This is a genomic window from Microbulbifer sp. A4B17 (assembly GCF_003076275.1).
In the GTDB taxonomy this organism is placed as follows: Bacteria; Pseudomonadota; Gammaproteobacteria; order Pseudomonadales; family Cellvibrionaceae; genus Microbulbifer.
Genome location: NZ_CP029064.1, coordinates 1,059,391 through 1,079,597 on the forward strand (window position 1 = coordinate 1,059,391; position 20,207 = coordinate 1,079,597).

Annotated in this window: 9 protein-coding genes; all 9 read left to right on the plus strand. The window is 43.1% G+C overall.

Annotation, left to right across the window (positions count from 1 at the left end):
• Position 1 precedes the first annotated feature (1 nt).
• The 9 genes from tsaA to BTJ40_RS22130 all read left to right on the plus strand — a co-directional run bounded on the left by tsaA (position 2) and on the right by BTJ40_RS22130 (position 19,878).
• Positions 2-685, plus strand: a complete 684-nt coding sequence (tsaA, locus tag BTJ40_RS04665; RefSeq protein ID WP_108732003.1) for a tRNA (N6-threonylcarbamoyladenosine(37)-N6)-methyltransferase TrmO — start codon at positions 2-4, stop codon at positions 683-685.
• A 164-nt stretch (positions 686-849) separates the two neighbouring features.
• Positions 850-1,671, plus strand: a complete 822-nt coding sequence (locus BTJ40_RS04670; protein WP_108732004.1) for an MBL fold metallo-hydrolase — start codon at positions 850-852, stop codon at positions 1,669-1,671.
• Positions 1,672-1,928: 257 nt separating this feature from the next.
• Positions 1,929-2,735 (plus strand): hypothetical protein, encoded by an 807-nt coding sequence (locus tag BTJ40_RS04675; protein ID WP_108732005.1) that lies wholly within the window; start codon positions 1,929-1,931, stop codon positions 2,733-2,735.
• Positions 2,725-3,597, plus strand: coding sequence for a transglutaminase-like domain-containing protein (locus tag BTJ40_RS04680; RefSeq protein WP_157953886.1), 873 nt, complete (start codon positions 2,725-2,727; stop codon positions 3,595-3,597). Before BTJ40_RS04675 ends, BTJ40_RS04680 begins: the two co-directional genes overlap by 11 nt.
• 260 nt (positions 3,598-3,857) lie before the next feature.
• Positions 3,858-13,748: a fibronectin type III domain-containing protein gene (locus BTJ40_RS04685; RefSeq protein WP_108732007.1), complete on the plus strand. Its 9,891-nt coding sequence runs from the start codon at positions 3,858-3,860 to the stop codon at positions 13,746-13,748.
• Positions 13,749-13,856: 108 nt separating this feature from the next.
• Positions 13,857-18,440, plus strand: a complete 4,584-nt coding sequence (locus BTJ40_RS04690; protein ID WP_108732008.1) for an RHS repeat domain-containing protein — start codon at positions 13,857-13,859, stop codon at positions 18,438-18,440.
• A complete protein-coding gene (locus BTJ40_RS04695; protein ID WP_108732009.1) occupies positions 18,428-18,886 on the plus strand; it encodes a hypothetical protein in 459 nt (152 codons plus the stop codon). Before BTJ40_RS04690 ends, BTJ40_RS04695 begins: the two co-directional genes overlap by 13 nt.
• Before the next feature lie 585 nt (positions 18,887-19,471).
• Positions 19,472-19,690 carry a hypothetical protein gene (locus tag BTJ40_RS04705; protein WP_108732010.1) on the plus strand — a complete coding sequence of 73 codons (219 nt, stop codon included), beginning with the start codon at positions 19,472-19,474 and terminating at the stop codon, positions 19,688-19,690.
• Positions 19,691-19,704: 14 nt separating this feature from the next.
• Complete coding sequence (locus BTJ40_RS22130; RefSeq protein ID WP_157953887.1) at positions 19,705-19,878, plus strand: hypothetical protein; 174 nt, start codon at positions 19,705-19,707, stop codon at positions 19,876-19,878.
• The last annotated feature ends 329 nt before the right edge of the window (positions 19,879-20,207 follow it).

The window sequence follows — 20,207 nt, forward strand, 5'->3', positions numbered from 1 at the left end:
AATGGTTGTAGAACCTATTGCGCAGGTGCATTCCTGCTTTGGAGAAAAGTTTGGAGTGCCCCGCCAGCCACTATTGGCGGATGCCAGTCGCGCCAGTATTACGTTGTTACCCCCCCTGGATACGCCAGATGCAGTTGCTGGTCTGGAGCAAAATAGCCATATCTGGGTAGTGTTCCAATTTCACCAAGCCGCTGGGCAGTGGTCAGCTAAAGTGCGCCCGCCCCGTTTGGGCGGCAATAAGAAGCTGGGTGTACTCGCCACTCGCTCGCCCTTTCGTCCCAATAATATCGGGCTGTCAGTAATTCGTCTTTTGGAGGTGCGTACCTCTCCTAAAGTGGAGTTGATAGTTGCCGGGGCAGATTTGGTCGATGGTACGCCGGTATTAGATATTAAACCCTATGTTCCCTATGCGGATGCGTTAACGCATGCGCAAAGTGAATTTGCTGACGCAGCTCCAGTGCAAATTCCCGTTACTATCCCCGAGCCAGTTCTGAATAAAGCCAAAGCCTACCGCGATGACTGGGGTACAGATCTCCCCCGTTTAATTGAACAGGTCTTATCCCAGGATCCAAGACCGGCATACCAAAAGACCGATCCTCAGCGCATTTATGGCATGCAATTGTGTGAATTCAATTTGCGTTGGCGTTATACCGATGCCGGAATAGAAGTGGTGGCACTAGAGTAACCCTCGACCAGCTAGTTTCAGTATTCTGCAGTAAGTCAGGATGTGTCTCCTCCGTAACAGTCTAGGGTTCGGAACGGATATGTCATTCATTTTCATGGGAAATACAATTCCCCAAGATACGGCATTCGCCTAAAAATAACGCCTAGCTATCCAAGGGCACAGCTATGCCAGTACGTGAAACCTTTAATTATTACGGCTTAGATGCTATTCGCGTCGGCCGAGTCAATATGGGTGTTAATACAACCTTTGTTGTTTATCGCCTCAATGGAACCGTAATTGATACAGGTCCCAGCAATCAGTGGAAGTATGTCAAGCCGTTTATACAAAACGCACCGCTAAAGCAGTTATTGCTGACTCACCACCACGAAGACCATAGTGGCAATGCCGGCGCTATCCAGAAACTTACCGGTGTGCAGGCGGTGGCCCCGGATCTGACTATTGGTATATTAAAAAAAGGCTTCCGAATTCCCCCGATGCAGAAGTTTTTCTGGGGAACTGCGGGAAAAGCGGAGGTGGCATCTCTTCCAGAGGAAGTCTACATTGGTGAAGAAAAAGTGATTCCAGTATTTAGTCCCGGGCATGCAAAGGATATGACCTGCTATTTACTGCCTGAGCGCGGCTGGCTGTTTAGCGCTGATTTATTTATTGCCAACTACTTAAAGTTCCTGCGTATTGATGAAGATGTCCCTACATTAATGAAAAGTATAAAGGGAGTCCTGGATCATTCATTTGACGTTATCCTTTGCCCTCATAGGGGAGTGGTAGAGGATGGTTGGCAGCAATTGAATAAAAAATATGAGTACCTGCTTAATCTATCTGGAGAAGCGCAGGAGTTGACACAACAGGGACTTTCCTTGGAAGAGGTTACACAGCGCTTACTTGGAAAAGAGGGATTATTCAGTGCTTTGACTGGCTATAACTTTTGCAAGAGGAATTTGATTGCTTCTTGTTTGCAAGTTAACCTGGGTGAGATGTCGCGGTTCTAATTCTCCGTGCTGTTCAGATGTATACAGCATACCCTCAAGTATCTACGTCAATTTGTTAAGCTACCTTTTGATAACTGGATAGTTTGTACAAGAAAACTAGTTCAATAAATTGAATTGGAAAAAATATTAAAGTTGACTATCAGTTTATTTAGTCTTTATCATGCAGCTCTATTTCAGTAGTCGGCCTCATTATTGCTTTGTGGGCTGAATAATATGGGCGAGTGACCTTGACAGGATGTCGTAGATCAGGAATCCAATTGATTGGGTTGCTGATATTTTGTTTCAGTAGTCATTTTGTATTGGGCGAAGATGTTTTTGCAGAAGATAATGATCGCTGCATAGTCGCACACGATCGTAAGTTGCTCACCGGAATTTATGAAGCATCTAAAAATACATCTGAATTGTGTTTTGTGCGCAATGAAGAGTTAGTTGGTACACTTGATCAGTTTATATTGGTTGACACATCTAAAAATTTAACCGACCAATATGTGCGCAAAGATATTCTCTCAATTACCGCCTCTAAAATTAAAACAAAGAAGTTCCTTGAATCTAAATCTCTACTAGTCTTTTCGGAGCCACATAAGAGACACTCCTTGGCAAAGTTATGTCAGGAACTTGTGAACTCAGGCTTTGAAAAACCAAGGATACTTATTGGTAAGAGACCAAAAAAACTGCCCGAGTTGAAGAGCAACTTGGTGTCTGCGAATGATTATTTGGTTGAGTTTAGCCACTTTGGAGTGGTAACTCTTGCCACTACACCTCGTGTTGCTATGGAGTTAGCAAACTTGGGGGTTCCAGTAGTGCCTCACCAGGAGGGGGTAAATCTGAATACAAAGGTACGCAATGCATTTATTAATTATTCACTAAATGGCTACTTGCCAATATTTGTTGTTGCGGAAGATGGGCAAGAACAAAGTATAGCAAAAGAGTTAAAGCTAGGCTTTAAAGATGAAGTTTTCGTTGTTGCCGGTGGATTAAGTGCTTTAAAGAATGCTGTAAGGAATAGTGTATTAGGTGCAGCTAAGCGAGCGGGAGTGGATGGGATGCCGGGCTGTGCAGGATAAGAAGTGCCAAGTTAAGTTTAGTCTGCTCGCGTGTTTACTGGGAATAATGGTATTTGCCTGTATTTGGGCGTATAAGCAAGTTAAACCGACTGATACAATATATAGAACCACCCAAACCATACGTTATAGTTTTGAAGTTAGTAATCGATCGAATCGATATATAGCGAGCCCTGCTTTCAGTACGTTTGCGCCGGTAGCGCAAAATTCTTATCAAAAAACAGTGTCTGTCGACGCTAACTTTCCATTTAAGTTAAAAATAGATCAGTCAGGTAACCAGGTTTTGTTATTTGAATTACCTGGCCTAGCTCCATTTTCGAGCCAAGTTATCAATATTACCGCTGTAGTAAAACTGGCCGACAATCCTCAAGCATTTGCTTTGGAAGATTCTCGCTATCTTGGCAGTGAGCCTGGAGTTGAAACAACAGCATCAGAAATAGCCTCTCTAGCCACGAAGCTTGATGGCGATCCAGAAAAAATTAGTCGTTGGCTCTATCGAAATATTAAAAATATCGGCTATGTTGCCGAAGACCGAGGAGCGAGTTATGCGATAACAGCGCGACAAGGAGATTGTACCGAATTCGCATCAGCCTTCGTCGCGTTATCTCGGTCTTCAAATATTCCTGCCCGAATGATCGGGGGCTTCACTATTAATAGTTCTGGTCGCCTATTTGCTGAAAATTATCACAATTGGGCTGAATACAAAGCTAAGGATCAGTGGGAAATTTCTGACCCACAGAACAATATACTGGGAGATGGCTATGGTTCTTATATTGCGTTCTATAACTTCGATAAGTACTCACGTCTGGAAAATAGCCATAGATTTTTGACTTACGACAAGCGACTTATAGTTCAAATGAAGTAATAGTAGCTTAATAATATTTATATTTCTTAATATAAGCCTGAATTTAGTGATTAAGTTTGTTTAGATTTTTTGTGAAGGGTTATCTAAAGCGCGATTGCGAAATTTAATGAGTAGTTTTGTATTTATTGTCTTGTGTATGGTCCATAAACTGATTAACGGTGTCTGTTTAGTTTTTAGCAGTATAAATCGTAGATGCGGGTGATGTTTGCTCAGTTTTATATCAAGTTGGATCGAGCGGTTTAAATTTCCTGGGGGAGTGAATGAAGGAATATCTATTGGTTTTGCTCTTGGTAGTATCTGGGTTTCTGCCAGGATCTGTTGAGGCTGAAATTGGAGAATATAAAGATCTTGTGATCAATGATTCTCCTGTAGTCTATTTCCCTCTAGATGATAATCCTGATGGGACTCTTATTGAAATTATGGATTTTGCCCCAGATTTAGAGTCAGCAGAATCTGTAGATTTTATTGAGCTGGATAGGGCAATAAGAGGTTCTGTTCGTCTTGATGGAAGAGGGCAGGTGCTTTCGCTTGATTCTCAAAATTTAGATCTTTCCGAAGATTTCTCCTTCGAAGTATGGATAAAATTTGAAAAAATACCTGAAAAGTCAGTTTCTTCTTCAAGAGGTAGTCACGAGGTTGTATTTGGAGCGGATGAATACTGGGGATTAATTCTTCCTGATTATAGCAGTAGCACTCAGTATGATTTAGGTGAGACTAAAGCAGGTCATATGGCATTTTCTGGTGGCACTAGTGACGTTTCATGTGTTTTGCCGGACCCAGAGCCAGTGTTAATTGGTGAGCTTTATCACTATGTTGTGAGTTATGAAGATGAATATGATAATGGCGATGATTATGGTGAGAGTCGGCTGTCGTTGTATAGGAACGGCCAGCTTGTTGCTGTATTAGATGATTGCTATTCAGAATTTGATGAGGATAATTATTATCTCGGTGGGACCGGTCAAGGGACTAATTTGGTTGATGGCTATATAGCTGATCTCGCAATTTATGATCGAAAAATATCTCCGGAAGAAGTTCTAGAGCATTATGATGCTGGCTCACAGTACATATTAGCAGATACAGAAACAGTAAGTATAACAAGTGCATCAAGGATTTCGATAGATAATAAAATTTATGATGGGAAAACAATAATCATTGATGGGACTACTTTGGTTGTTGATGGAAAACATGACTTTTCCAATTTAACTCTTATAAATGGAGCGATCTTAACTCATCCAATATCTACAGAATATCCCCTTGATCTAGCTATAAGCGATCAATTATTTGTTTCTTATGATTCAAGCATTGACGTAACCGGCAAGGGGCAATTTGCTATTGAGGATGGTATTCCTTACTCAGGAGGAAGTTATGGTGGCATTGGAGGAAAATATTGTGAGAACACTGAAGAATGTGATAGTTCTGGCGGTGATCACACTAATAGTGTATTTGGGGATTATAAAGAGCCATTAGAATTTGGTGTTGGTGGTATTTCAATTCCTTTGCCTGGTGCCGTAGGTAGTAGGGGAGGTGGTGCACTTAAATTAACCGTCGGAGATCGCCTAGAGCTATTTGGTCAGATCCTTGCTTATGGATCAAGTGAGGAGGACTCTGGTGGAGGCAGTGGCGGCTCAATATGGATTGACGCGCCTACAATATTTGCTGATGCTGGTGCGTTGATCGATGCCTCGGGTGGAGCGAGTAGTATTGGAGGCAGTGGTAGTGGCGGACGAGTTGCAATCTACTATGATTCTTTCGATTACTCCAAGGAAGAAATGCTAAATTCTAGCCGGCTGGAACTAACGGACATAACATTTTCGGAAACAGGTCCTAATAGTTCAACTTATGGTGGTGCAGGCACTGTATATCTATATGATCGCTCTTTGTCTTCAAATAATGCGATCTTGCGAATAGCTAGCCCTTACTTTTTTAGCTGCAATCAGGATCCTGAGCCTGAAAGTCTGGAATCACCAACCCTAGAGTTGACGACAATAAGTGACACTTCTTCCCAGCAAGTTAACTTTCTGGAGGCGTGTGAAGATAGTTTAGGTAGCACTTACCTAGGGGGGGTAATAGATGCCCAGTTATCTGTAGAAAAAGCAAAATTAATTCTTGAGGATGGTTCATCTATCGCATCTACAATTACTGGATCTAGGGATGGCTTTTCCCAGGTTATTGCTGAAGGAATCCTAAAAGTTATCGATGATGATCTAGTTGTAGATGGAGCCATATTAGAGTTCGCAAGGGATCAAGAATTTGATTCAATCACAATTGAGAATGGCGCGAAAATAACAACCATTACTGCATCTGAGAAATTTTCCTCCGGACTTGTTTTACGTACTAATGATTTCCATTTGGGGGTTGGCTCATCCATTGATGTTGTTGGAAAGGGTTATCTTCCAAGTGATGAGGTTGGTAATGGGGCCGGTGGTAGTTATGGTGGGCTAGGGGGCTTCGACCGTAATGGCGAAGGCGCTGATGCCGGTAATTCAGCTGGTTATACTAATCAAGTATATGGGACTTATTATTCACCTGATGATTTTGGTATGGGAGGGCGTAATTTAGCGGATGACTCAGGAGTGCGTGGTGGTGGTGCGATACACATAATTTCAGACAAATTTCAATTAGATGGTGCTATTTTTGCCGATGGTAGTCATGCTAATAGTAGTCATGATGGTAGTGGTAGTGGCGGCTCTATTTTTCTGGACATTGGCGAACTTAAAGTTAATTCTGAAAGTGTAATATCTGCAAGCGGCGGATATTCAGCGTATGGTGGCTCAGGTGGTGGCGGTCGTGTTGCCATCTATTATGAATCACTAGACGGGTTAAACCTTGACCAGATAATTGCAGATGGTGGCCGTGTAGTTGATGGTTTTGCTGGGGAAAAGGGAACAGTCCATGTTTCTGAACAAATTGTAAAAGTAAAATCTTTAGAGCCTAGTGGCTATATTGGAGAATTAATAGATAGTATTACGATAGAGTTTGCCAGTGAATTAGATCATGAACATCTCGATATCAATGATTTTTCGTTAGCTAATTCTGATGGTGCTCAAGTTGTTGTCAGCTCTATAAATAATATCGCTGCTAAACAGTATCAGATAAATTTTGCGGAGGCTTTAGATGAGGGCAGCTATACGTTAAAAGTTGGTCCAAATATTTTTGGATTGAATGGGAAGGGAATGGATCAAGATCTTGATGGTGTTGAACTCGAGCCTGTAGATGATCAATTTTCTAGCTCATTTATAATTGATGTTACTCCTCCACAAAGTCCAATATTGGATCTTCCTTTAGCGCCATTTTTGAATATTACTCAAAGTGCCCAAATTACTCTTTCGGGGAGTCGAGAAGATAATACCGAAATTTGGTTGGATGGAGAGCTCCTTATTGAAATGGGAGCTGACAAGTGGGTTATTAATAGAACTTTACCAGATGGCGAGACTATCTTAACTTTGGCAGCTAGAGACCTAAGTGGCAATTTATCATCCCCTGTATCATTGCGATTCCTGGTTGACAGTGTGGCTCCTTTAGTCTCTGGAGTTTATCCGGTTGGGCTAATAAATATAACTCCAGAGCAAGTAACCATAGTGGTAGAGGAAGATGGGAGTGGTATCGATCTACAAAATACTTATTTAAGCATCAAGCGGAATGATGTAGTTTTGGCTGGTTCCTCAAATATTTATGAAAATAAACTCCAATACACGGCTGAAGCACCATTCCTTGATGGTGAATATGAAGTTTCAGTACAAGTCTTAGATAAGGTTGGTAACTCATCTGGTCTTCATAAATATAACTTTACACTTGATACGACACCGCCAGTATCAACTACCCTTGACCAATATCAGAGCTTAACCAAGTTTGAAAGTCAGCTTATCGGTGGTAGTAAGGAGGCTGGCAGTGAAATTCTTATAAATGATACTCTGATTAATACTATTTCTAGTGATGTTAACTGGACGAATGAAGTCGCCCTAGTGGAGGGTGATAATAATTTTTCTATTATTGTAAGAGATAAGGCTGGTAATGAAAGTGAGCCAGTAATTATTGCTATTCGCTACGATAAAACAGCCCCCGGTCCGGTCGAACTAAAAATTGACCAGGTAGGCGCTGGTACCGATCTGCTACTAGATTGGAGTGAGTATGATGAATTCGTTAATGGTAACGATATTAATGAATATCGTATTTATCAGAGTGCTGATAGCTTTTACGATATAGCTGGTAAAGCACCGGTAGTTGTTTTACCCCAAGATAATAAGCAATTCCGTATTGAAGGATTACCCCGAAATGTTCAGACACACTTTGCAGTGGTGGCTTACGATTTATTGGGACAATATAATTCTGTCGTAACATCAAAAGGGGCAATACCATTAGATACTCAGGCGCCCGAAGAAATTTCTAATTTAATGGTTTTTCCCGGAGTAGATAGTTTGACGTTAAATTGGAGTCCTTCATCAAATTTAAGTGGGGATTTATCTGGGTATAGAGTGGAGTTCGAAGAGGGTCTTGATGGGAGAGTGGATGACATACCTCTTTCATCCATCATAGATCCACTAGCAACAGTTCAGCATCAAGTAATAGGTCTTTCTGCTGCTAGTTCTTATCCACTACGTGTATCTGCTTATGATAAGGATGGTAATATTTCCAATGGCCTCAGTGATTCAGGAACAACACTACTGCCGAACCCAGCAGATGTTAATGTTGAAGCCGGAAGTAATCGTATTGATGTGAGCTGGTTAAGTGTAGCTCCCTATCAGTTACTAGAGCATTACTCGATATATGTAGAGGAAAATGATTTCACAACGATATCCGGTTTGGAGCCAAAAGCAGTACACGAAAAGGGATTATCCAACGATACTGAGCAAACTTGGGCTTTAGCAGGTTTGAAGAATGGCACCACTTATTTTGTCGCAGTTACAGCGGTGAATATTTCCGGTGGTTCCAACCCTAGTGTTACTCCAGTCTCAGTAACTCCTATAGCAGAAACAGAGGGTCCATCTATTGGATTAGCACAGTATCGACAAAAGGAAGAGGTGTTGGACTTTTCAGCATCTCCGCAGATGACAAAAGATGGAGAGATTGAGTTAACGATTACAGATGTGTCTGGCGTTGCAAGAGTTGAGTTTTATATCAATGATAATTTGCTAGGTATAGAGTATTCGTCGATTAAAAACGTGTTTATACGTAGCATTGATCTACTGAGTTTAGCGGATACTGAGCATTCTTTAACGGTAAAAGCTTATGATATCTGGGAGAATGTTACTGTCATAGAATACCCATTTAGTGTGGCTCTGGATTCTCCAGCGGCACCGAAAATTACTAGTCCAGTTGAAGACTGGTTAACCAACCGTGAATTGATCACTATTTTCGGCACAGCAGAAAAGCAAACTCAGGTCCAGCTTTATAGAAATGGAATTCCTGTGGGTGATATTGAAACCGTAGATAACTACGGCAATTTCCAGGTGGAAACCACTCTGCAAGAAGGCGTAAATCTGATTACCGTTGCGGCGGAATATCCAGGGCGTGGAGGATATGGTGCCCAAAGTGATGCGCGTAAAGTTAACCTAGATACCGACATCCCCGACGCGCCAAGTAACATTACGGTGATAGAGCGAGAGCTGGGCCAGATATCTCTTTCCTGGGATGCAGTAAGCAGTGATGACAGTAATAACCAAATAGCGGGCTATAACGTTTATCGTTCCAGTGCTGAATTTACTTCGGCACTTGAAGCAAAACGGATTAATACACAGCTATTAACCGAATTGAAACACAGTGACTTACCGACAGAGGATGGTGATTATTTTTATGCTGTCACTGCGGTTAATGAAGCGGCTACTGAGGGCAGTCTATCTAGTTTGGTAGAAGCAAAGGCTGATAGTGAAGGCCCCCATGCATTGCAAGTGAGCTACCAGACAAACGGTTTGGTGGATAGTGCTAGTGGTCGCCATGGGCCGGGTACGGTAGAAGTAACCGTGCAATTTGATGAGCCATTACGCAATCAGCCCTATTTTGCTATGGCGCCAGATGGTGGTGTGCCTATCGCAGTAGAGCTCAGCAAAGACTACAGCGATGACACTCTATATACCGGTAGCTTTATTATCGAGCCAGGCATGATGTCAGGTACTGCTTATGCAGTGATGTCTGCCCACGATAATGTGGGTAATCGCGGGACCGTTATTGAACAGGGTACCAGCCTGTTGATTGATGCCGAGGGCCCTGAAGTTATTGCTCTTACACTAAATCCCGGAGAGCCCTTAAAAGTCCACGAGCAGGATGGTTTGCAAGTGGAAGTGATATTGCAGCTGAGTGATGAAGTTAAAGCTGGGGCAATGCCTGAGCTGCTACCGCTGGTGGGCAACACCGTGGTGCCCGGATTGGAATCTGGAATTATCCTTAATCGCGACGCTCAGTCTACTCAAGGACAGCCACTGTGGGTGGGCAGCTTTACCCTGCCAGCCTCTGCCGGCCAGGACGAGGAGGGCAATCCCACTGTAGATACGCTGCGCTTTAGTTTCCTGGCAGAGGATGATCTGGAGAACCAGAGCGATAAAATACGAGTGGCAAACTACTTCCAGGTTTATCAGGGTGACTTGCCACCTCTTGAAATTCCGCAGAGTTTGCAAGCTACTGCATTACCTGGTGGTGAGGTGGCGCTACAGTGGGATTCTGTTGAAGATGCTCGTTATGTTTTGTACCGCAAGGCAGAAGGAGATGCAGACTTTACGGAAGTTTTGCGTCTTTCTGAAACGAGTACTCAGGATACCCTGCCCACTGATGGTAACTACTATTACGGTATTGCCAGTGAACGCCGTAGTAACGACCAGATCGCAGTGAGTTCAATGAGCGTACCTGTCAAAGTGGGTGCCGATAGCATTCCACCGGCAGCGCCAACGGAGCTGGCACTGGAGTTAAATGGGGCAGGTATCGTTGCTACTTGGCAGGCCCCCAGTGTCGACATTGAGGGTGGCTCCGAAAATGGAGAAACACTGACTTATAACCTCTATCGATTGGCGTTGGCTGAAGGGGAAAATGCTACTCAGGAAACTTTGCAATCGGTAGGTCCCCTGCAAACGGGTATCCCCGATACCATTGCCTTGGATAATACACCCAGTGAAAGTGAGCATGCCTATGTGATTACCGCCTTGGATGAGGCGGGTAATGAATCTGCTCCCAGTGTGACGGCTTATCTCAATTTTGGTCTTTTACCGGTCTCCGACTTGAGTATTCAGGTAGATGCCAATGGCAATCCTCAATTGCAGTGGAATCACACTGGTACCGCGATTTCTGGCTATCGAGTTTATGTTGGAGAAGAGGAAAGTCTGCAGGAAATCACCAGTGGATTAATTTCCCATAGTGGCAATCCTACGAGTTTTGTAGATAGTGACTTCAGTGCGGCGGAGCAGGGTGTAAATGCTGAGCGACGCTACACCGTAGTGGCTGAAGATAGTCTGGGAGCTACAAGTATTGGCCACAGCTTGTTATTGCCGGCACTCTCAGTGGAAGTGGTGGAATCGCAGGAAGGTGAGTCAGCCATTAAGCGCGGTGTGATGAATGAGGTGCGTTTCCGCGTACAAAATCGCGGTAGTGGCGATATTAGCGGTGTCAAACTCTTTGCGACTGTTAATGATAATGGAGCGGTCCGCGAGCACCAGTCTGTAGCCTTTAGTGTGGCAGCAGGTGGGCTGGTAGAAATTCCTATAATTGTCGGTGGTTACGACAAGTTGGATACTCTCAGTGATATTCAATTGCGTCTGGAACAATCCCCGCTTCCAGGAGAGACGATATTTATTAATACTGCCGATCAGGTTCTCGTTGGGGATGCGGCGTTGCGCTTGGATCTGGAAACCGACACTCTCTATCGCGGTGGTGTTGGGAAAGTCCGCTTTACTCTGGAAAACACATCGGCAGTAGAAACTGAGGTGCTGGTGGCACGCAGCAACGGCAGTGTAACTTCTGATGAAGTACGTGTACGAATTGAAGACACGGATAGCAACCTGCTTGCACTTCAATCGGTACAGCAATTCACCGGTGATGTGATTACGGTAGCCACTGGTGAAACCGTGGCACGTGTCCAACCAGGTAAGGCTTTTGTTTCTGACTGGATTGAAGTGGCTATCCCTGCAGCTGTGCCGGATGATGTCACAATCGCTTTAGAAATTGACCAGTTCCGTTACCACACTGGAAAAGATACCCAGGTGGCAATTCAAGGTAATGGCACTCGCATCCAGGCTTCACTTCAGGAAACTGCTTACTATGGTGAGTTGGATACTGTAGCTCCGCAGCAAGTTTATGGGACCGAGGAAGTTATCACTATTACCGGGCGAGCCCTCGACCGCGATAGTGACGCTGCCCTGAGCAATGTGCCTTTGTCTTTGGTCATGGAATTGCGTGGCTTTGAGCGCAGTGCTTCAGTCATTACCGATGCCACTGGTAATTTCTCTTACCAGTTTGATCCGCAGGGACAAAGCGGTAATTGGCAGGTCTCCGTTATCCATCCGGACAGCCTCTCTCGTCCTGCTCAAGGTGAGTTTGCAGTACTAACTTCTTCAGTAACGCCTGGGCAACTGAGCGTAAATATTCCACGTAACTACACCCAGGAAATGCCGATTACAGTGACGGCTGGCCACGGTACAGCGCTGAGTGATGTGCGTCTGATATCGGTGGCTGCACCGGGTGAAGAGCAAATACAAATTCCCAGTGGCTTACACCTGGACCTGGGGTCTGTCATTGAGCTGGCGGAGCAGGAGAAAGGAGTTATAAATCTTTCGCTCTCTGGCGATAACCTGGCTCCGGATCAGGGTTACTTGTATTTTCAGGTATTGGCATCAGTAAATGGCATTGAGCAGTCCCTGGAAAATGTGTCCCTGGAATACAACCTGGCGGAGAGCCGCCCGGCTATTAAATTCGCACCCTCTTATGTGGACAGCGGCGTTGCCTTGGGTGGATCAACGACAGAAACCATCGAGTTGAAAAACACAGGGTTCGATACGCTGCGCAATACCACCCTGAGTATAGTAGATGGCGAAGGTAATCCGGCACCTACATGGGTAAGAGTTGAGGGTACGGCCGCACTGGGGGATTTGGAAATTGGTGAAGGCCGCGATGTCAATATTGCATTCAGCCCAGATAATACTGTGCCTCAGGGAAATTATGAATATCGCCTGGTAGTTGAAGGGGATGGTGGTTATAGCTTCACCTTACAGTTGTTTGTGGCTGTAGTGACATCGGAAATCGGCAATGCGTTCTTCCATATCAGTGATATCTACACGGCAACCTTGGATGAAAATAATACGCTCATCCCAGGTTTGACTGGTGCCAAGATCGAGCTGCAAAACGAGCAGGTACTATCTGAAACCCGCACTATCAATAGTGATGCCAACGGTGAAGCTTTCTTGCAAGACCTGCCTGCAGGTCGTTATGCCTATCGTGTCACTGCCTTTGATCATGAAAGTGTATCCGGTCGACTCTGGGTTAAACCTGGGGCCACAGTTGCGGAGGATGTTTTCCTGATGAATCAAATCGTTAGCGTGGAATGGCAGGTGAATGAAATTAACCTGGAAGACCGCTACGAGATTACCTTGGAAGCTATCTTTGAAACCCAGGTCCCCGTAGCCGTAGTTATGCTTGATCCCATCAGTGTAACTCTGCCGGATATGCAAAAAGGCGATGTATTTAGCGGGGAGTTGAGTCTCACTAACTACGGCCTGATCCAAGCGGAATCGATGAGTAGCAACCTACCCAGCGGTAATGATGTGGTTTCCTTCGAATTCCTCGCTGATGTACCGGAAATTCTCGAAGCGGGAGAAGTAGTTTATATCCCTTACCGGATCACCGCGCTGCGTGAGTTCAATCCTTCAGAAGAGGGGGATGCTAGTGGTGCAGGCTGTGGTACTCATCAATTCCAATATCAAGTGGGGTACTCAAGTCGCTGCGCTAACGGCCAGGAAGTGCCCGGTGGAACCTCCACGCACTGGGGCACGGCTTCTTATGGTTCATGTATTGGCGGCGATGGTGGTCGTCGTTATTACTACGGTGGTATTGGGAGTGGTAGAGGTGGCACTAGCTACGGTGGTGGTTACTCATCAATCAGTGATGATGAAACCTTGCGCTGTGCGCCAGATCCGGCTTGCGATGACTGTAATAAGGACAACGGCAGCCCGCAATAGTTGCACTAAGGCTTTCCTAATAAAATTTAGGGAAGCCGTTTAAAAAACAAAGAATTCAGCTTTTGGCTGGTGTTTTTCACCTGCCTCTTTTAAAACCAGGAAATCGTCATGCAGTTCTTTACCGGGGAATCCTCTCAGGGATTAACGGAAAATAAGTGGGGAAAAAATAGTAGTCTAGTGGGTACTATTTGCTTGGGATTGTCATTAACTCTATGCACTTTATTTGCTGTACCTGGAGTATGGGCAAAACCCGGTATTAGTAGTGATAGTACCTCACCGCGTGCAGTAAGTTCCGGCAATCGCGAAGACTTTGAGGATATGCGGGTTAAGGTCTTAGGGGGCGATGTCCGTATGACCCGCCGCTGGACCCGTAATGGCTGGGAGTGGAACAGTAGATGGAATCCAATCCTTACCTATGATGAATATAAGATCCAGTTAGAAGGAGAGGAACTAACCGCCTTTGAGGAGTTTGAGCGTGAATCCCGCCTGGCAGCTTTGCAATCCCTGGACAAGGGACGCTTTAGAGCTAGCAGTGGCGGCGGTGCTGGCCGCTTTGGCCTTGCGGCCCGTACAGGCATTATTCCAGGAGAAAGCTGCAAGTTACCCCATGAATACTTCCTGTTTCGAAATGGCCAATCATACCGTCCTAACGACTTCTTCTATGGGTTTGGTTGTCCTGAACCTGTGGGTAATGAATACCATGCACAACTCCGTTTAACTTTAACTAAGAATGGCAATAATTACACTTGGAAAGATAGAAAGGGCAACCTAACTTTTTATGAAGCAGGTAACCTGAAATACTACCAAGATAAAAATAACGTGCGGGTTACCCTGGAGTATGAAGGAGACCGGGTAAAATACGTAAAAGACCACCACGGTAACACGGTAATTACTTACCACTGGCAAGAATTACAAGGTGAAGTGGAAGGAGACAGTGTTTCCACTTACCTGTTAGAAAAACTGGAAGATTACTCAGGCCGCGTAGTGACTTATCACTACGGTGAGGACAGTAGTGATAGTCTCAATTATCGGCAGCTGATTTCTGTTACCGATATGCGCGGTTTTAATTGGACCTACCAGTATCGTACCCTTTCCAGTGGTGAGCGTACCTTAAAAAGTATGACTGACCCCAATGGCCGTGTTACAACCTATTCCACTAATACCGATGGTGATATCAATGGTTATGTGAATGCCGATGGTGTTGGTACCAGCTATAGCCATAGTTACGATAGTAGCAATGAAACCTACAAACTGACTCAGCGAGATACCTCAGGTGTAGTCACTGAAACCTGGTATGACTCCTCGGGTATGCTAATTAAGAAAACGATAGGTGGAGAGCTACAGTACGAAATTTCCTACCAATATTCCGGAGATAACACAGCATCTGATTACGCCGATCAATTTAAAGTCTCCTCTAAGGGATCGAGTGGCGGTGGTTCCGGTAGATTTTCTATTGCTGATATGGAGCCAGTTAGGCTAATCAGTAGTGTCACTACGGATGCCCGTGGCCTGGAAACCAAATACTATTACGATACTTTCCGTAATATCACCCGTACCGAGTTTGCCGATGGCAGCTATACCACTACTGATTGGAATACCAAGCTAACCTTACCGCTACGTGAGCGGGATGAGCGCGGTGTTATTACCGAGTATGGATATGATAGTAATGGTAATTTATTAACTCTGACTGAAGCTCTGGGGACTTCCGAGCAACGTACTATCCGTTATACCTATGACGGGTATGGCCAAATGATTACCGTGACTACGGGTGAATCCGTGGCAGGTAATACTACCTTAGCTACGACTAATTGGGACTATGATGGATACGGTAATATCATAAAAGTTTCTGACCCGGAGGATCATAACACTGAATATCGAGATTATGATAGTAATGGTAATGCTAAAACCATTGTGGATGCTCGTAAGAAAACTTGGACTCAGAACTACGATTCTGCAAGTAATTTGATTTCGGCTCTAAATCCGTATGGCCAAGGTAATACTTACTTATTTGATAACGTTGGTCAGTTGGTCAAGATTACCGATGCAAGTAATACAAGTCTTAATGTAACCTATAATGCCTCTGGACTACCGCTGACTGATATTGATGATGCTGGCAACGTACATAGATTTATCTACGATAAGGGCAATCGAATTGCTACTATTACTGATGCTGAAGGCGCATCTATTGACTTTGAATATGATCAGAAAAATCGGTTGGCCGCTACGGTTGATGGTGAGGGGAATCGCACTGAAAACAAGTATCATAAGAACCAATTATCAAAAATTGAATACCCTCTTTATGCTAAAGAATTGATTTATGATAAGCGTAATCGAGTCGAGCAAAATAAACAGGTAGCAAATAATCTTGAAAATATACGTAACAATAGTTATGACTTGGCTGGTAACCTTATACTTAAAACTGACGCGCTGAAAAATAACGTACATTATCAGTATGATAATTTAAATCGCTTGATTGCAATCATTGATCCTGTTAATGGTAAGGAAAAGAAAACAGAGTTTGTTTATGATTCTCGTGATAACCTAATACAAGTCAAAGATCCTGAAGGACGTTTGACAGCCTATACCTACGATAGAAATGATCGGTTAATAACTGAGGCAAAGCATGATTTTATTGGTACCAATACACAGCAAGTATACAGTTATGATAGTAATGGAAATTTAATCGAGGTTATTAACGCTCAAAAAGAGAAGCGTGTATTGAGCTATGATGATGCTAATAGGTTGTCTAAGTTAGAAGTGTTTTTTAGTAATACTAATGAATTTCCAATCAAGATAGTCGATTATTATTATAATAGTAAAAACCAATATATAGGATACCTCCAATATCCTGGTGCTGATGTCGCTAATGCCTCAGCCGATATTGTTCGTCATGGTGAGAGCTATTCATATAATAGCTTAAATCGATTGGAAACTGTCAAGGTAGACTATTATGGTGAGGGCGATCAGGCTGAGTCAGTAGCTTTCTCCAAAACTTACAGCTATACCTATTATGGTAATGGCCAGAAAAAGACTTATACTAATCCAGAAGGTATTACCTATACTTATTATTACAATAATAACAACCAGTTGGCTGCGGTGCATATTCCCAATGAAGGGCAATTAGCCTGGACAGATTTTCATTGGTTAGCACCTCAGACTTTACTCCTGCCTGGCGGTAACAGAATAACATTAAGTTACGATGATTTTTCACGAGTCAAGAATCAGGTACTTGTAGATAGCGCTGGTAAAGATAAAGCTAAGGTAATCTATGAGTATGATCTAGAAGGTAACGTTCGCTCAATCAGTACAGAATATGGTGAATACAGGCTTGAATATGATGATCTATACCGCATGACATCTGCGAGTTATGTATTAGATCTATTTGAGAATAATGAGAGTTTTACTTACGACGGTGTAGGTAATCGAATAAGTTACAAGTTAGAGAAGGGAGGCAGTGTAAATAATTTTAGTTCTGTACCTTCGCTAAGTAATTATAATAATCGTAATCAGCTAGAATCTACTACTGGAGATTATAGTGCTAATTTTACGTACGGTAATAACGGGCATACAGTTCAAAAAGTAAAAAATGGTGTTAAATGGGATTATCATTATAACCATGAAGAACGTTTGATTGCTGTCGCAAAAGATGGGATCACTGTTGGTAAATATAGATATAATCCTTATGGGCAAAGGATATATAAGGAAACTGAGAGTGCTACTTATTTTCTCTATAACCAAGAAGGTATGGCTGCTGAATATGACCATGGTGGCAACTTAATCAGAGAGTATCATTTTAAGCCCGGCATGCCCTGGATGACGGAACCCTTGTTTCAGAGGGTGGCCTCAGGTGAAATAAACTACTATCAAAATAGTCGTCAGGGTGTTCCACAAAAAATGTTGAGCAAATCTGGAGAGGTGAGCTGGGAAGCTCGCTATTTTTCCTTTGGAAAAGCTAAAACGATAGTTTCTATTGTTGAAAACAATCTGAGATTTCCTGGGCAGTATTTTGACTCTGAATCCGGACTGCATCATAACTATATGAGGGATTATGATCCAGAGTTGGGGCGGTATATACAGGCTGATCCTGTCGGATTAAAAGGTGGGTTAGGAAATTATATATATGTTGGGAATAATCCATCTTTCTGGTCGGATCCGCTTGGATTATACCGAGTTCACTTTGAGAGTCCATGCAGTGGAATAAAGGGTTTTAGTCAAGGTAATGAATGCAGAAAGAATAGTCCGGAACATCAAAAATTAGTAAAGCGCGCTCAGGCAATTAGATACTGGCTAAAAGATTTAGAAGGTAAGATAAATAATCTTCCTGATTGCCCTTGTAAAGACAAGCTCAAAGAAATAATGGATAATTGGGATTTAGATATTACTTTAGAGGATTCTCCGACTGATGATCATACAGCAAAAACACGTGTCTATCATAGAGGGGGAGAATTGAATGCAATGAAAAATGCCTGGGTTAATGCTGAATCTTATGGAGGAAGGACAACAATTTATAACGAAACTTTCTCTTGGGATAGTGAAAACAATACACTTTACCATGAGTTTGCACATATGATTCCTGATGTTTATGTTATTCAACCTCGGCCAGTCAATGACCCAAATGAGGCCGCGGCTGTTAGAAAATATTTTGAGGTTAAAAAATTCGTCAGGGAAGGTAAGAGCTTATGTGGAAATTAATTTTATCCGTTATGCTTTTTTCGTTTCAGGTAAAAGCTGAAGTGTTTAGTTATAATGATTTGACCAATCTTGAAGAGGGTAATGTTAGTAGCGTTTTAATTCGTAGTCAGACTGTTACGGTTAACGGCCATCAGGAGTATGAATGGAAGGAGTGCGAAAAAGTTGGCTTCGTATGTTATTCCTCTTATCCTCTAGTTGTAGTTTGGCCAAAGAAATTTGATAGGAATGAGTGGGATTATTCTGGTATTACATTTAAGGCGGTGAAAGTAAATGATCTTTCACTTCTCGGGGAGAGATTTGATGATTTATATGCTGTTAAGTCTAGTTCAAGGAATTTAGGTTCAATTTTTTTTATTTCGCAAAGATGTGGAATGATCGCGATTCAGGATGTTGGTAGAAAGAGCTTCTTATTGGTTGATAGGAGGTGTGGTCTAGGGAGGGCGTAAAGTTTCATATGAGCGTGTGGGGTAGGGTTGGTTTTGGGGAGGTGAAAGATTATAGGGGGGCGAAAATAATACCCTGTAAGCCTTAAAACCATAAATCTTACTTTTATATTTTTACGGGGCATTGCTCAACATAGGGGGTTGGGAGTCTTTCTGAGGGCTGCTTTTTTACGGCTTCATCCAATAGTTATTTTTCTGTTAATGATATAGATGACAATATATACGCCTCTTTAGTTGAAGGGATCTTTAAAGTTTGGAGTATGTGCATAATTGTTTACTTGGTGTGCTTATGGGTGTGCTTATGGGTGTGCTTATGGGTGTGCTTATGGGTGTGCTTATGGGTGTGCTTATGGGTGTGCTTATGGGTGTGCTTATGGGTGTGCTTATGGGTGTGGTTGTTTGGGTTTCACTTTGTGATAATTCAAAATAGATATTAAGTAAATCGGTCGATAAAATGATCTGACTTATAAATTTATAGAATAGTGCTATCTATAAAAAATTATCTGGAAATTGAGAATATTTTACAGGGTTGAAGGGAATAGGCGGTGGTCAGGTGCTGTACTTTAGCGTCAGGGCTTTGAGGCCATTATGCGGATTACCAATAGCCTGGATACCTTTGCGAGTGAGGATATCGCAATCACGGTTGATTTTGCCGATGATGAGGGTAATCAAGTCACTGCAACCTCCGATAGTTCTGCCAGTGATGCAGAGTTTTTTATTCGTGTTGAAGATACCCAGAATATTGGTTCTTTGGTTACGGCAGAGGATGCACAGTTACCGATGGAGAGATCAGCACGGGTAGTGTAGGGGAGTTTCGTTGGTTGATTGTTCCCACCGTCAATGCTACGGGGAAAACGGATAACGGCGAACTATTTTTTGTCGGTGCTACCTTGTCATATTTCTACGGGGGCAAGGATGAAGTGGTGCAAGTCGCACAGGATTTTATTGTGGTAAAGCCCCAATCTTTATTGATCTTGGATCACTTCAATACTTAGCAGGTTGTTGGTGAAGGTGATCGCTAGTTAAATTAAAATATTACTGGTTATCCAAGAAAACGTACGGCTAATAAAGGGTGGGTTGCTAATAGAGCTGATACTTTAGCTGGTCTGGGGAGAAGAATATGGCAGATAGGCATGATAAAGCCTCTGAGAGAGCTTCAATAAATATGAATAAAGGCTCATTGACAAGAGAGAAAATGGGACAACGTTGCAAAAATAAAGCGTAATCCCTACGTCTTATAGAAGTTTGATGGGGGATTACGGGATGTTTGATTGGTGTAATGAGTGGATAGACGGATGGTGTAAGAGATAAAGTTCGAAGTAAT

Excerpts from the sequence above, each read along its gene's own strand:
- BTJ40_RS04690 (WP_108732008.1), top strand. The coding sequence starts at position 13,857 with ATGCAGTTCTTTACCGGGGAATCCTCTCAGGGATTAACGGAAAATAAG.
- BTJ40_RS04705 (WP_108732010.1), top strand. The coding sequence starts at position 19,472 with ATGCGGATTACCAATAGCCTGGATACCTTTGCGAGTGAGGATATCGCA.
- tsaA (WP_108732003.1), top strand. The coding sequence starts at position 2 with ATGGTTGTAGAACCTATTGCGCAGGTGCATTCCTGCTTTGGAGAAAAG.
- BTJ40_RS04685 (WP_108732007.1), top strand. The coding sequence starts at position 3,858 with ATGAAGGAATATCTATTGGTTTTGCTCTTGGTAGTATCTGGGTTTCTG.
- BTJ40_RS04670 (WP_108732004.1), top strand. The coding sequence starts at position 850 with ATGCCAGTACGTGAAACCTTTAATTATTACGGCTTAGATGCTATTCGC.
- BTJ40_RS04695 (WP_108732009.1), top strand. The coding sequence starts at position 18,428 with ATGTGGAAATTAATTTTATCCGTTATGCTTTTTTCGTTTCAGGTAAAA.